The following is a 13,048-nucleotide window of genomic DNA, read 5'->3' as shown; positions in this document are numbered from 1 at the left end:
GATGAAGAGGGCGACACGCGTGCGCTTCGCCCTCTTCATCGCCGTGAAGCTCAAGCCGCCAGCTTGCCCACCGATCCGTTCGCGGGCGGCACCGCCACGCCCGCGCGCGCGAAGCGGATGGCGTCCATCAGCGCCTCATGCTCGCCCACGTGATTCGCGAGCAGCAGGATCAGTTGCGCGTTGACCGACTGGCTCTGCGCTTCGTCCAGATCGCGATGCATGTCGATCAGCGCTTCATAGAAGTCGTCGGGACGCGCGAGGTTGGGTTGCGTGTTCAGCATCGTTGTCTCCTTCTTTGATGTTATGGGGTTCGCGGCCAGATCAGATCAGGTCATGCCGTGCCCGCCACGCACAGCGCCCGCTTGAGCGCGCGCTCGACGCGCGGCGCGTCGGCCTGACGCCAGCGCGCACATACGTGCTGATCCGGGCGGATCAGATAGCACGCGCCGTCGCGCGCGTCGTAGCGCTGCGCCGCGAGGCCATCCGCATCGCGCAACACCGACGTGCCCGAAGGCAGCCCGGCAGGCGGCGCGCCCTCGTCTTCCAGCACGGCCACGAAGTGCATCGGCACCGAGCCGCCCGCCAACGCGTCGAGCGCCGCGCGCGTGCCGCTCGCCAGCGCCTCGCCCGCGCGGCAGAACACCAGCGCCGTGAAGCGGCCGCCAAGTTGCGCGAGCAGCCATTGCTCGCGGCCCTGCGTGTCCACGAGCGGCGCATCGGCGCATGAAGCGCCCGGCACCATCTGACCCGCGAACGTTTCTTCGTCGGCCGTGTTGAGCGTCGATTCGTGCAGCACCGCCGGCACCGAAAGCCGCCCGCTATTCACCAGTTGGCGCGCGAACGCATGCTCGCGCGCCAGCGTCAGCACGGCGTCGCGGAACACGCGGCTCACCGCGCTTTTCGGCGTGATGAAATCGGTCGAGCGCGTGGAATTGCGCAGGTTTTCGTCGGCGGCGAATTCGCGCTCGCTCGCATAGGTGTCGAGCAGTGCGTCGGGCGCGCGGCCTTCCAGCACCATCGCGAGCTTCCACGCGAGGTTCTCGCCGTCCTGGAAACCGCTATTCGCGCCGCGCGCGCCGAACGGCGAAACGAGGTGCGCCGAGTCGCCCGCGAACAGCACGTTGCCGTGCCGGAAGCTGTCCATGCGCAGACACGAGAACGTGTAGATGCTGACCCATTCGAGTTCGAACTTCACGTCCGGTCCGAGCAGCGCGCGCACGCGCGGGATCACGCGCTCGGGCGTTTTTTCGAGCACCGGATCGGCGTCCCAGCCCAGTTGAAAGTCGATGCGCCAGACGTTGTCCGGCTGACGATGCAGCAGCACCGACTGGTTCGGATGGAACGGCGGATCGAACCAGAACCAGCGTTCGGTGGGAAAGTCGGCTTCCATCTTCACGTCGGCGATCAGGAAGCGGTCCTTGAACGTGCGGCCGTGACTGTCGAGGCCCATGAGCTTGCGCACCGGGCTGCGCGAGCCGTCGGCGGCCACCACGTAGCGCGCGCGCAGTTCGTACGGGCCGTCGGGCGTGTCGATTTCCAGCGCCACGTGCGCATCGGGCGCATCGCGATCGTGACGTTGCGCGATGCCCGTGACCTTGCTTTTCCAGCGGATTTCCAGATTCGGCAGTTCCTGCGCGCGTTCGAGCAGAAAGCCTTCCACGTAATACTGCTGCAGATTCACGAACGCCGGACGATGATGCCCGCTTTCGGGCAGCAGATTGAACGTATAAACGAGTTCGTCCTTGCGGAACACCTTGCCCACGTTCCAGCTCACGCCCTTCTCGACCATGCGCTGGCCGCAGCCGAGGCGGTCGAAGATATCGAGCGAGCGCTTCGAAAAGCAGATCGCGCGCGAGCCCGTGGACAGCGTGCAGTCGTCGTCGACGAGCACGACCGGCAGGTTCTGCTGCGCGAGGTCGATGGCCGTCGCGAGCCCGACCGGACCCGCGCCCACCACCACGACCGGATGCACGCACGCATCCGCATTCGAATCCTGCTCGCGACAGCGCGTGTAGTCGAAAGTCAGCGTCTGATAGTCGATCATTGTTGTCTCCACCATGCCTTTATCGGCATTTAGCGCGCGCGTGTCGGGACGCGCGCGCTTGCTCTGCGTTCATCGCTATCCGCTCAATCCTGCAACGCGTCCCACATTTCCTTGTCGCGCTGCGCGGTCCAGATGCGCGGATGCGTGATGCCGCTCGCTTCGTCATACGCGCGCGACACGTCGAACGGCAGGCAGTGTTCGTAGATGAAGACGTGACCGAATTTCGGGTCCATCGCCTCGCGCGTGAGCGCCATCGACTGCTTGAGATCGAGCTGCTTCTCGACCGCCTTGCGGCCCTGCGCGAGCAGCGTGCTCACAAAATCCTTCGTGTAATCGAGGCCCTTGTTCACGTCGGCCGGATTGAGCAGCGCGGGGCCGCGTCCCGGCACGAGCTTTTCTGCGCCGAGCGCGCGCAGCGCTTCGAGCGTGGCGGGCCAGTCGGCCAGTTGCGCGTCGCCGCAATAGCAGGCCGCGTCGTATTCCACGAGGTCGCCGGAGAACAGCACCTTTTGCTGCGGCAGCCACACCACGGTGTCGCCCTTCGTGTGGCCCGAGCCCAGATGCGCGATCTTCACTTCGAGCTTGCCGAGGAACAGCGTGATTTCCTTCTCGAACACGAGCGTGGGCCACGTGAGGCCCGGCACCGTTTCGACGCCAGCAAAGAGGCGCGGGAAGCGCTCGATCTCCGACTTCATGTCCTGCTCGCCGCGCTCGACGATCATCTCGTAGGTGCCGCGGCTCGCGATGATCTGCTGCGCGCCTTCCGCGAAATACGCCGACGCGCCCAGCACGCGCACCGCGTGATAGTGCGAGAGCACGACGTATTTGATGGGCTTGTCGGTGACGCTGCGGATCTTCGCGATGAGATCCTGCGCCATGGCGGGCGTGGCCGTGGTGTCGACGATCAGCACGCCGTCGTCGCCGATGATCACGCCCGAATTCGGGTCGCCTTCGGTGGTGTAGGCGTATGCGTTTTCAGAGAGCTGCGTGAACGTGACCTGTTTCTCTTCGAGGTCGGCCTGGGATGCGAACGCCTTTGCCATCGTGAGTCTCCATATGTATTGGGGCGCCGGAGGGTGCCGGTGTGAGGCCATGATCGTCCAGCGGTTTTTATTTGTCAATAGCGAATACTATCGCTATTGGCTAATTTCTCGCCGACTTCTCGTCGACGCACGCGGCGATGCGCCGCCCGCCTCGCGGGCGCGTGAAATCGCCCGCGCTTCGGTTAACATGGACCCTTTTTCAGCCCGGGACAACGCGTGAAGACCCCTCGCAACGCCGAAGCGGACGGCGCGAAAACCCAGCGCGGCATTCAGAGCGTGGAAGTGGGCGCGCGCCTGCTGCGCGTGCTCGCCGACGCGCGCGTGCCGCTCGCGCCCAGCGACCTCGCGGCGGGCGCGGAGATCGCGTCGAGCCAGGCGCACGCCTATCTGGTGAGCCTCACGCGCCTCGGCCTGATCAAGCGCGACGCGCTGTCGGGCCGCTACGAGGCCGGTCCGCTCGCGCTGCGCCTCGGCCTGCTGCATCTCGCGCAGCAGCCCGCGCTGCGCGAAGCCGTGCCGCACGCGGCGGCGCTCGCGCAGGCGCACAACTGCAGCGTGGCGATGTGCATCGCCGGTCCGCAGGGGCCGACCATCGTCCGTTACGAGCACGCGAGCCTGCCGCTGCACGTGAACCTGCACGTGGGCACGGTGATGTCGCTGCCCGCCACGTCCACGGGCCGCGTGTTCTGCGCGTATCTCGACGACGACGCGCTGCACGCGATGTGGGCCAACCAGACGGCGCAGCCGGTCTGGCGCGGCACCTCGGGCGAGCACGACGCCGCGCCGCGTCAGGATGCGGCCTTCGCGGCCACGCTCGACACGATCCGCACGCGCGGCTTCGAACTGGGCATCGACGCGCCGAGCCCCGGCGTGAGCAGCGTCTGCGCGCCGGTGCGCGACGCCGCGGGCGCGCTGCGCCTCACGCTCACGGCCATCGGCGCGAGCGGCGCACTCGACGTGCGGGCCGACGGCGCGCTCGTGCACGCGCTGCGCGAGGCCACGGACGCAATCGCACGCGCCGCGTTTTCATCGACATCGAATTGACCATGCCGAAGTCCGCCCGACCCACGCCCGACGCCGAAGCGTCCATCGACACCACGCCGCACACCGACGCCGCCGGCAGCGAAAAAACCCAGCGCGGCATCCAGGCGCTCGACGCGACCGGCGACCTGCTGGCCGCGCTCGTCGCGGCGGGGCAGCCGCTCGCGCTGCGCGACCTCGCGGCGGCGGCGGGCATGCCGAGCGCGAAGGCCTTTCCGCACCTCGTGAGCCTGCTGAAAACCGGCCTGCTCGAACGCGACGAAGCGGGCCGCTACGGCGCGGGGCCGCTCAGCCTCGAACTGGGCCTGCTCGGACTCGCGCGTCTCTCGCCGGTGCGTGAAGCCGACGCCGAACTCGTCGGCCTCGCCGCCGCGACCGGCATGAGCGTCGCGCTCGCAGTGCAGGGGCCGCTCGGGCCGACCGTCGTGCGGCTCGAAGAATCCACGCGGCCGCTGCATGTGAGCCTGCGGCCCGGCACCGTCATGTCGATCGTCAACACTGCGATCGGCCGCGTGTTCGCCGCCTGGTTCGACGATGACGTGCGCGCCGCGCTGCTCGCGCAGGACGGTTTGCGGCTCGCGGGCGCGACCAACGCAACGAACGCGACGAACGCGACGAACGCGACCAACGACGCCGCCTACGCCGAACGCCTCGCCGCGATCCGCGCGCAAGGGCTCGACACCGCGCTCGACAAGCCGATTCCCGGCATCAGCACGGTCGCCGCGCCCGTGTTCGACCACACCGGCAGCGTCTGCCTCGTGCTCGCGCTGATGGGGCCGTCGGGCAACCTCGACACCACGCGCGACGGCAACTGCGCGTCCTTGCTGATGGCGGCTTCCGAGCGCCTCTCGCGGCGCTTCGGCTACATGGCGGGCGCGGCCGCAGCGCCGCTATAATCGGCTTCCGTCAGACGATTGACGCGCAACGCTCAAGCGCCGCCGCGCGCCTGAGCGCCTTGATCCGCGTCGACACGCAAGGCGGCTCCATCACAAGGACAGCCTCATGAGCACCGCCTCCACCGGTACCGGTTCCGCCACCGCGCTGCGCCAGGTCGCCGACCTGCCCTGCCCGCGCGGCCTGCCGCTGATCGGCAACCTGCTGCAACTCGAACCCACGCGGCTGCATCAGATTCTCGAACGCTGGGCCGAGGAACTCGGCACGCCGTACCGCTTCCAGGTGGGCAGCATCCCCATCACGATCTGGACCGACACCGAGCTGATCCAGTCGATCATGCGCGAGCGCCCGCACCGCTATCGCCGCTATCAGCCGATCGAAAGCGTGTTCGACGAAATGGGCGCGAACGGCCTGTTTTCCTCCGAAGGCGTCCAGTGGGAATCGCACCGGCGCCTCGTGATGCAGGCGCTCTCGATCCCGAACATCAAGGCGTTCTATCCGACGCTCGCGGACATCACGCAGCGTCTGCGCGCGCGCTGGCTGCGCGCGGCCGAGCGCGGCGAGACCGTCGAGATGACCGACGACCTCAAGCGCTACACCGTCGACGTCACGAGCGCGCTCGCTTTCGGCGAAGATCCGCGCACGCTCGAACAGGATCACGGCGCGATCCAGGAGCATCTCGAACGCATCCTGCCCGCCGTGATGGGCCGCATCAACGCACTGTTTCCGTACTGGCGCGTGTTCAAGCTGCCCAGCGACCGCAAGCTCGATCAATCGCTGGCCGAAGTGCACCGCTACATCGACTCGATGATGGCGCGCGCCCGCGCGCGGATGCGCGACGAGCCGTCGGAGCTGCCGCGCAATCTGCTCGAAGCGATGCTCGTGCAGCAGCAGCAACACGACGGCGAGTCGATCAGCGATGCGCAGATTCGCGCCAACGTGCTCACGCTGCTGCTCGCGGGCGAGGACACGACCGCCGATTCGATCGCGTGGACGCTGCCCTATCTGGCCGCCGATCCCGCGTTGCAGACGCATCTGGGCGAGGAAGCGCGCCGCGTGATCGGCGACGCGCCCGTGTGCCCCGACTACGCCACGCTCAAAGACCTCGACATTTTCGAAGCGATCGCGATCGAAGCGACGCGTCTGCGTCCAGTGGCCGCCGTGCATTCGTTCGAGCCGCTCGAAGACGTGGTGGTCGACAACGTCGCGCTGCCGAAGGGCACGCGCATGTTCTTCGTCGCGCGGCCCGCGATGGTCGACGCGAAAAATTTCGCCGATCCGCAGCGCTACGATCCGTGGCGATGGATGCGCAAGGGCGAGCAAGCCGAGCAGGCGGGCGCGCATGACGTGCGCGCGTATCTGCAATTCGGCGCGGGGCCGCGCGTGTGCCCCGGACGCCATCTGGCGACGGTGGAAATGCGTCTCGCGCTGTCGATGCTGATGAACGAATTCGAAATCGAACTGGCGATCGATCCCGCGCAGATCAAAGAGGTGTCGGCGTTCACGATGGTGCCGGACACGATGCCGGTGAAGCTGCGCAAGCGCGTGCGTTAGGCCTTCACGTCGCCCGCGCTGTCCGAGTCGCTGCGCGCCTGCGCGTCGCGCATCTTGGCGAGCGTCTTCGGCCCGAGCCCGAGCGAGACGCCCAGCGCGAGCGCGTCGATCACCGCGAGATGCGCGATACGCGATACGCCCGGCGCGTGCGGTTCGTCCGCCGCCATGCCGGAAGCCGGCACGCGCAGCAGCAGCGGAATATCGACGACCCACGCGAGCCGCGAGCCCGCATTCGTCAGCGCAATCGTGGTCGCGCCGCGCTCCTTGGCGATCTGGATGCTCTCGTTCACTTCCACGCTGCGGCCCGACTGCGAGATCGCGAAGGCCACGTCGCCGGGTTCGAGCAGGCCCGCGTAGAGACGCTGCAGATGCCCGTCGGTGAACGCGCTCGCGGCCACGTCCAGACGCAGGAAGCGCAGCGCCGCGTCGTTCGCGACCAGCCCCGAACCCGCGCCCACGCCGAAGAAAAACACCCGCCGCGCGCTGCCGAGCGCCGCCACCGCCGCCTCGAACACCGCCGGATCGAGCGAGGCGCGCGCGTGCATCACGCCTTGCACCACGGCGTCGGCGACCTTGTCGAGCAGCGAGCCGATCTGCGTGGGCTCGCCGCCCGCCGCGTCGTCCGTGGCGGAAAACGGCACGCCGCCCGCCGCGCTCTGCGCGAGCCGCATCTTGAAGTCGCGCAGCCCGTGCGCGCCCACCGCGCGGCAAAAGCGCGTGACCGACGGCTCGGAGACGTCCGCGCGCAACGCGAGTTCGGTGATGCTCGCGCGCATCGCGAAGTCGATGTCGGCGAGCACCATCTCCGCGACCTTGCGTTCGGCGGGCCGCAGCGACTCCGCGACATTGCGGATGTGATGGATCAGGTTGGAGACCGGCAAGCTATGTTCCGTGGGTTGAGCCGTGGAAGATGCGAGACGCCCGAAGCCCGGGTTCAGTGCTTCAATCGAGACGCTTGCCGCTTTCGGTGTCGAACAGATGCAGATGCGCGAGAGGCAGACCGAGCGTCATGCGCTGGCCCGGTTCGATGCCGGGCCGCGCGCGTGTCGTGACGCACCATGTTTGGCCGCCTATTTTCCCGTACAAGTGCGTTTCCGCGCCAGTCGGCTCGATCACGTCGACGGCGAACGGCACCTCGCCCGTGTGCGTTTCGACGTGCTCGGGACGAATCCCCAGCGTCACGCGCGCGCCCGCTGGCGCGCCGCCTTCGGGCAGCGCGATGCGCACGCCGTCGTCGAGCACGAGCGCCGTGCCGCGCGCGTCGCTCATCACGCTGCCCGACGCGAAGTTCATCGACGGCGAGCCGAGAAAGCTCGCCACGAACAGATTGCCGGGCTTGTCGTAGAGATCGAGCGGCTTGCCGATCTGCTCGATGCGCCCCGCGTTCATCACGACGATGCGGTCGGCCATCGTCATCGCTTCGATCTGGTCGTGCGTGACGTAGACGACCGTGTTGCGCAGCCGCTGGTGCAGCGCCTTGATTTCGGTGCGCATCTGCACGCGCAGCTTGGCGTCGAGATTCGAGAGCGGTTCGTCGAACAGGAACAGCGCAGGCTCGCGCACGACGGCGCGGCCCATCGCCACGCGCTGGCGCTGGCCGCCCGAGAGCGCGCGCGGCAGGCGGTCGAGATAGTTCGAGAGATTGAGCATCTTCGCGGCGGCTTCGATGCGCGGCTTGAAGCCGTCCTCGCGTTCCTTGCGGATGCGCGGGCCGAACGCGATGTTGTCGTAGACCGAGAGATGCGGATAGAGCGCGTAGCTCTGGAACACCATCGAAATGTTGCGCTGTTGCGGCGGCAATGCATTCGCGCGCGTGCCGCCGATCGTGAGGTCGCCGCCCGAAATATCTTCGAGACCCGCGATCATGCGCATCAAAGTGGTCTTGCCGCAGCCCGACGGTCCGACCAGCACGACGAACTCGCCGTCCTCGATGTCGAGGTCGACGCCGTGCACGACCTGCGTGTCGCCGTAGCGCTTGTAGATGCCGTTCAGTTGTACCGCTGCCATGCTGTCCTCGTGGGCTGTTGTCGCTGCTTGCGTGTGTTTTCCTGCTTTTTTCAGGGCATTGCGTGAAAGCGCCGATGCGAACGCTCAGAACGGATCGAGCGTCAGCTCGTTCGCCATCAGCCGGTTGCCCGCCATGAGCCCCGCGTCCACCGGCAAGGCCACGCCGGTAATCACGCGCGCCTGTGGCGAGGCGAGGAAATGCACGGCGTCGGCGATATCCTCGGGTTCGGCCACGTCGCCGAGCGGATACCATTTACTTAGCTGTTCGAAGATTTTCGGATTCTGCTCGACGCGCGCGCGCCACGCGGGCGTTTTCACGGTGCCCGGACACACGATGTTCGCTCGGATGCCATGCGGCCCGAGTTCCATCGCGAGCGCCTTCGTGTAGCTCACGAGGCCCGCCTTCGCGGCGCTGTACGCGGGATGCCCGAGCGCGCTCAAGCCGTTCACCGAGCCGATCAGCACCAGCACGCCGCGCTGGCGTTCGATCATCGCGGCGCGCACGGTTTCGATGGTGTTGTACGTGCCGTTGAGATTGAGGTCGACGTCGCGCCGCCAGCTGGCCGCGTCGGTATGCGCGAGCGTCGTGCCGAGCGCGCCGCCCGCGTTCGCCACCGCCACGTCCACCGGCCCGCGCGCCGCCACGCCGCGCGCCACGGCGTCGGCCATCGCGAGCGGATCGCTCACGTCGGCGGCCAGCGCTTCGAGGCGTTGCGCGCCGAAGGCGTCGGCGAGTTGCTGCACGCCCGCCGCGTCGCGGTCGAGCGCGAGCACGGTGTCGCCGCCATCGAGAAACCGCTTGCACAGCGCGCGGCCGATGCCGCCGCTCGCGCCCGTCACCAGCACCACACGGCTCATGTTCGAACTCTCCGCGTATCGACTGAAAAGCCCGCCGGCGTGCGCGCCAGCGGGCCTGTAAATTTCCAACAGACTTACGTTAAATATCGTTTCGCCTGCATTCCGTCGCGAGTTGACACGCAGGCGTCCCACATATTGCACTGCATGATTTCCCCCTGTTTTACGGCATGTTAGGCAAATTCAGGAGCAGAAAACAATATCGCGATTCCCAGGTGACAACGTTTTTTTCATCCTGTAGGATTTTTTCAAACAAGGCAACTGGCACAAAAACAGGCAGCAAAAAAACGCGCCCATCCAGGCGGCGGCAGTCGGTGCAATAAAACAGGAAGACCACCCAGGAGAACGAGAATGTCGTTTCAGCAACGTGTAACCCTCACGCTCGGCAAGCTGGCCGCCGCGCTCGCGTTCGCCGGCATCGCCGTCGCGGCGCACGCCGACACGGTACGCGTGACCGTCGCGCACTACAGCGACGCCACGGCGCCGTACTTCGAGAAAATGGCCAAGCAGTTCGAGGCCGCCAATCCCGGCACGACCATCAAGATCGAAGACGTGAACTGGGACTCGCTGCAACAGAAACTTCAGACCGACATCTCCGGCGGCGCCAACGCCGACCTCGCCATCATCGGCACGCGCTGGCTGCTCGACTTCGTCAAGGACGACATCGCCGAGCCGCTCGATCCGTACATGGACGCGAACTTCAAGGGCCGCTTCATCGGCCCGTTCCTCGCGCCTGGCGAGATCAACGGCAAGATCTACGGCCTGCCGATCGCGGCGTCGGCGCGCGCGCTCTACTACAACAAGGACATGCTCGCCTCGGTGGGCTATCCGAACGGTCCGAAGACCTGGAACGACGTGATCGACGCCTCGAAGAAGCTCAAGGCGAAGGGCATCGCGGGCTTCGGTCTGCAAGGCAAGGAAATCGAAACCGACGTGTACTTCTACTACGCGCTGTGGACGCACGGCGGCGACGTGGTGGGCAAGGACAACAAGGCCGCGTTCAATTCGGCGGCCGGCGTGAAGGCCGCCACGCTCTACAAGACCATGATCGACGAAGGTCTCACGGAGCCGGGCGTCACGGGCTACAGCCGCGAAGACGTGCAGAACCTCTTCAAGCAGGGCCGCGTGGCGATGATGATCTCCGCGCCGTTCCTCGCCAAGCAGTTGAAGAAGGAAGCGCCGAACATCAAGTACGGCATCGATCCGATTCCGGTTGCAACCGCGCCCGCGACCTACGCGGTCACCGACTCGATCATGATGTTCAAGAACTCGAAGGTGAAGAAAAGCGCCTGGAAGTTCCTCGACTTCCTGTTCACGAAGCAGCCGCGCGTGGAGTTCACGAGCACGGAAGGCTTCCTGCCGACGACCAAGGCCGAAGCAGGCGATCCGGCGTTCCAGGACCCGGACACGAAGGCCTTCGTCGCGCTGCTGCCGCACGCGAAGTTCGCGCCGACCGTGACGGGCTGGGAAGACACCGCCAAGGCCGTATCCAACGCGATGCAGTCGATCTATCTCGGCAAGGCCAAGCCCGCCGACGCGCTGAACCAGGCCGCAACCGAAGCGAACAAGTCGCTCGGCAAGTAAGCATGCAGCCGTCTCGCCGCGGGGTTTGACCGCGGCCCTGACCGGCGCGACGCGTAGCCTGCACTCCCGCTACGCGTCGCGCCGGTTGCCGCACGTTGATTCACCGACTGACCGGACGCCTCACGACATGACCACGGGTCCCCTGAAGCCGACACCGCGAGCCGCAACGGCGGACGGCGCCGCCCCCGACCCCACACGCGCACGCCAAAGCCCCAGCATGAGCCGCCCCGACCGCGCCGACCGCAACGTTTCCGCGCCCCGCGCGCCCTGGCTGCTGATCGTGCCGAGCCTCGCGCTCGCGCTGTTCATCATCAGCTATCCGATCTTCAACATCATCTGGCAGTCGCTGCACGACGTGTCGCGCTTCGGCCAGATCCGCGATTTCAGCGGGCTGCAAAACTTCCTCAACGTGTTCGGCGACCCCGTGTTCCTGAGCGCGCTGAAGAACACGATCATCTGGACGGTCTGCGTCGTGGTGGGCACGGTGGCGATCTCCGTGCCGGTCGCGCTCGTGCTGAACCAGGACTTCTACGGGCGCGGCATCGCGCGCACGATCGTCATGCTGCCGTGGTCGGTCTCGCTCACAATGACTGCCGTGGTCTGGCGCTGGGCCTTCAACGACGACTACGGCATGGTCAACGTCACGCTGCAAAAACTCGGCCTGATCGCCGGGCCGATTCACTGGCTCGCCACGCCCGAATACGCGTTTCCGGTGGAAATCGCCGTCGGCATTCTGGTGTCGATTCCGTTCACCACCACGATCTTCCTGGGCGGCCTCTCTTCGGTGCCGGGCGACATCTACGAAGCCGCGCGCATCGACGGCGCGAGCGCCTGGCAGCAGTTCCGCCAGCTCACGCTGCCGCTGCTCAAGCCCTTCATCAACATGGCGATCCTGCTCAACGTGATCTACGTGTTCAACTCGTTTCCGATCATCTGGGTGATGACGCAGGGCGGCCCCGACGACAGCACGCACATCCTCGTCACCTACCTCTACGAACTCGGCTTCCGGCTCGGGCGTCCGGGCGAAGCGGCGGCGGTTTCGCTGATCATGCTCGTGATCCTGTTCGCGTTTTCGGTCGCGTATCTGCGCGTGCAGGCGAAGCGCAGCGGCGGCGCCGAAGGAGACCTCGCATGAACCGCAAGCTCAAACGCTCGCTCTGGTGCTGGCTCGCGCTCTCGCCGCTCGTCGTCGCCGTGCTGTTTCCGTTCGCGGTGATGTTCTTCACCTCGTTCAAGCCCGCCAACGAAGTGTTCGTCTATCCGGCGCGCTGGCTGCCGCAACATTGGCGCTGGGAAAATTACGTCGATATGTGGCAGGCCGCGAACTTCGGCGTCGCGCTGCGCAACAGCATCGTGATCTCGTTTCTCTCCACGGCGCTCGCGCTCGCGGTGAGCCTGCCCGCCGCCTACGCGCTCGCGCGCTTTCCGTTTCGCGGACGCGGCGCGTATCGCCAGTTCCTGCTGGTCACGCAGATGCTCTCGCCGATCCTGCTGGTGGTCGGCCTGTTCCGCCTCGCCGCGATGATTCCGTACGGCGACGGCAATCTCGTCGATTCGAAGCTCGGCGTGATCGTCTCGTATGCGGCGTTCAATATCGCGTTCGCGGTGTGGATGCTCTCGTCGTATTTCCAGACCGTGCCGCGCGATCTCGAAGAATCGGCGTGGCTCGAAGGAAGCAGCCGCACGGGCGCGGTGTTCCGCGTGTTCCTGCCGCTCGCGATTCCGGCCGTGGTAGTCACGGCCATCTTCACGTTCATCAGCGCCTGGAACGAGTTCGCGGTGGTCTACACGCTGATCCGCTCGCCCGAGAACAAGACGCTGACCGTGCAGGTCACCGACATGGTCGCGGGCAAGTACACGGTCGAATGGGAACTGGTGATGGCCGCCACGCTCGCGGCCACGCTGCCGGTTTCGGTGGTGTTCGCGTGGCTGCAACGTTATATGGTGAAGGGGCTCGCGCTCGGCGCGGTGAAATGAGGATCACGAACTAATCGCGCGCATAGCTTCGCCGATAAAAAGCGGGCCG

12 protein-coding genes are annotated in these 13,048 nt (G+C 66.5%); 6 read left to right on the top strand and 6 right to left on the bottom strand.

Going from position 1 to position 13,048, the window contains the following annotated elements; genetic code table 11:
* Nucleotides 1–50: 50 nt before the first annotated feature.
* From U4Y88_RS20690 to U4Y88_RS20680, 3 genes are all read right to left on the bottom strand, one after another.
* Nucleotides 51–281: a DUF2783 domain-containing protein gene (locus U4Y88_RS20690; protein ID WP_224008624.1), complete on the bottom strand. Its 231-nt coding sequence runs from the start codon at nt 279–281 to the stop codon at nt 51–53.
* A gap of 50 nt (nt 282–331) precedes the next feature.
* The gene (locus U4Y88_RS20685; RefSeq protein ID WP_321786023.1) at nt 332–2,044 is read right to left on the bottom strand and encodes an FAD-dependent oxidoreductase; all 1,713 of its coding nucleotides are present in this window, start codon (nt 2,042–2,044) and stop codon (nt 332–334) included.
* 83 nt (nt 2,045–2,127) lie between these two features.
* Nucleotides 2,128–3,087 (bottom strand): MBL fold metallo-hydrolase, encoded by a 960-nt coding sequence (locus U4Y88_RS20680; RefSeq protein WP_321786021.1) that lies wholly within the window; start codon nt 3,085–3,087, stop codon nt 2,128–2,130.
* Nucleotides 3,088–3,303: 216 nt separating this feature from the next.
* On the opposite strand from U4Y88_RS20680, the gene U4Y88_RS20675 reads away from it, so the two are divergent.
* The 3 genes from U4Y88_RS20675 (at nt 3,304) to U4Y88_RS20665 (ending at nt 6,576) form a co-directional block, all read left to right on the top strand.
* On the top strand, nt 3,304–4,131 hold the full coding sequence (locus tag U4Y88_RS20675) for an IclR family transcriptional regulator (RefSeq protein ID WP_321786019.1): 828 nt from the start codon (nt 3,304–3,306) through the stop codon (nt 4,129–4,131).
* Between the two features lie 2 nt (nt 4,132–4,133).
* Complete coding sequence (locus U4Y88_RS20670; RefSeq protein WP_321786017.1) at nt 4,134–5,024, top strand: IclR family transcriptional regulator; 891 nt, start codon at nt 4,134–4,136, stop codon at nt 5,022–5,024.
* 106 nt (nt 5,025–5,130) lie between these two features.
* The gene (locus U4Y88_RS20665) at nt 5,131–6,576 is read left to right on the top strand and encodes a cytochrome P450 (protein WP_224013157.1); all 1,446 of its coding nucleotides are present in this window, start codon (nt 5,131–5,133) and stop codon (nt 6,574–6,576) included.
* Here U4Y88_RS20665 and U4Y88_RS20660 read toward each other — a convergent pair.
* From U4Y88_RS20660 to U4Y88_RS20650, 3 genes are all read right to left on the bottom strand, one after another.
* Nucleotides 6,573–7,457, bottom strand: a complete 885-nt coding sequence (locus U4Y88_RS20660; RefSeq protein ID WP_321786015.1) for a MurR/RpiR family transcriptional regulator — start codon at nt 7,455–7,457, stop codon at nt 6,573–6,575. The genes U4Y88_RS20665 and U4Y88_RS20660 overlap by 4 nt on opposite strands.
* A gap of 61 nt (nt 7,458–7,518) precedes the next feature.
* The gene (locus U4Y88_RS20655; RefSeq protein WP_224013159.1) at nt 7,519–8,583 is read right to left on the bottom strand and encodes an ABC transporter ATP-binding protein; all 1,065 of its coding nucleotides are present in this window, start codon (nt 8,581–8,583) and stop codon (nt 7,519–7,521) included.
* A gap of 84 nt (nt 8,584–8,667) precedes the next feature.
* Nucleotides 8,668–9,441 (bottom strand): SDR family oxidoreductase, encoded by a 774-nt coding sequence (locus U4Y88_RS20650; RefSeq protein WP_321786013.1) that lies wholly within the window; start codon nt 9,439–9,441, stop codon nt 8,668–8,670.
* 348 nt (nt 9,442–9,789) lie between these two features.
* Here U4Y88_RS20650 and U4Y88_RS20645 point away from each other — a divergent pair, with 348 nt between their 5' ends.
* The 3 genes from U4Y88_RS20645 to U4Y88_RS20635 all read left to right on the top strand — a co-directional run bounded on the left by U4Y88_RS20645 (nt 9,790) and on the right by U4Y88_RS20635 (nt 12,999).
* Nucleotides 9,790–11,022, top strand: a complete 1,233-nt coding sequence (locus tag U4Y88_RS20645) for a sugar ABC transporter substrate-binding protein (protein ID WP_321786011.1) — start codon at nt 9,790–9,792, stop codon at nt 11,020–11,022.
* 217 nt (nt 11,023–11,239) lie between these two features.
* On the top strand, nt 11,240–12,157 hold the full coding sequence (locus U4Y88_RS20640; protein WP_321786009.1) for a sugar ABC transporter permease: 918 nt from the start codon (nt 11,240–11,242) through the stop codon (nt 12,155–12,157).
* Nucleotides 12,154–12,999 carry a carbohydrate ABC transporter permease gene (locus tag U4Y88_RS20635; RefSeq protein ID WP_065057562.1) on the top strand — a complete coding sequence of 282 codons (846 nt, stop codon included), beginning with the start codon at nt 12,154–12,156 and terminating at the stop codon, nt 12,997–12,999. The genes U4Y88_RS20640 and U4Y88_RS20635 overlap by 4 nt, the downstream gene beginning before the upstream one ends.
* The last annotated feature ends 49 nt before the right edge of the window (nt 13,000–13,048 follow it).

It is taken from the genome of Paraburkholderia sp. J94 (genome assembly GCF_905220285.1).
Lineage (GTDB): Bacteria > Pseudomonadota > Gammaproteobacteria > Burkholderiales > Burkholderiaceae > Paraburkholderia > Paraburkholderia tropica_A.
The sequence above is the reverse complement of the archived record's forward strand: the minus strand, read 5'-3'. Positions and strand labels throughout refer to the sequence as shown.